Genomic DNA, 895 nt, shown 5'->3' with positions numbered 1-895 from the left:
GAGCCGCATTTCGTTGATGCCGTCATGTTCACCAGCGCCAATGGCGCGCGCCTCGCCGGGCCGCAGCTCGACCGTTACCGCCATCTGCCCGCCTATGCCGTGGGCGAGGTGACGGCGGACGCCGTTCGCGCCGCCGGTTTTGCGCCGGTGCATGTAGGCGCGCGCGGCGTGCAGGAACTGGCGGCGATGATCGCCGACCGGGGCCATCAATGGGTGCTCCATATTTCCGGCCGCGACATCCGCACCTTCGATCCCGGCGATCTGCGCGTCACTTCGGCCAGCGTCTATGCCTCGGTTGAGAGCGGTCACGCCGCCGATTTCGCGCCGCATCTCGTCCCCGGCGGCGTCATCCTCATCCACTCTCCCCGCGCCGGGCAGCGGCTTGCCGATCTCGTCCCGCCCGCCGTCCGCGCCACGCTGCACATCGCCGCGATCAGCCCCGCCGCGCTGGAGGCTGCGGGGACGGGCTGGGCCAGCGGCCACGCCGCCGCCCGGCCGGACGATGCGGCGCTACTGGCTCTTGCCGCCGGATTGTGCGAATGATTGGCGGGGAACGGAAGTCAGGGCCAGGGAGTCCGGGCCAGGGAATCAGGGGCTGAGTGGCGATGAACGAAGAGGATAGGCCCGTCACCGCTCCCGCAGCGACTCCGGCCGACATGGCGGAACCCCATGCAGCGGCTGTCCCCGTTCAGCCGCGCAGGAATCGCAATACCCTCATCCTGATTCTCGTCGGTATCGCCTTCATCGCCGGCGCCGCGCTGGCCGCATGGGCCTTCCCCTATGTTTCTCGCCTATGGACGCCGGCACAGCCGGCCGCCACGCACCTTCCCAGCGTGGCCGTGGCGCAACGGACCCAGGCGCTCGCCGCCGCGCGCCCGCTCGACGCCGGGACGCA

General features: G+C 70.8%; 2 protein-coding genes. Both read left to right on the top strand.

From position 1 onward, the window contains the following. Positions 1 to 543 (top strand): uroporphyrinogen-III synthase (locus BHQ40_RS24805; RefSeq protein ID WP_070158317.1); only part of this gene is annotated, 543 nt, incomplete at its 5' end. 62 nt (positions 544 to 605) lie between these two features. Next, positions 606 to 895: hypothetical protein (locus BHQ40_RS24800; protein ID WP_435593940.1), on the top strand; the 290-nt coding region annotated here is incomplete at its 3' end.

Source organism: Sphingobium phenoxybenzoativorans, assembly GCF_001757355.1.
Lineage (GTDB): Bacteria > Pseudomonadota > Alphaproteobacteria > Sphingomonadales > Sphingomonadaceae > Sphingobium > Sphingobium phenoxybenzoativorans.
Note: the sequence above shows the minus strand (reverse complement) of the source record. Positions and strands in the feature narration are given on the sequence as shown.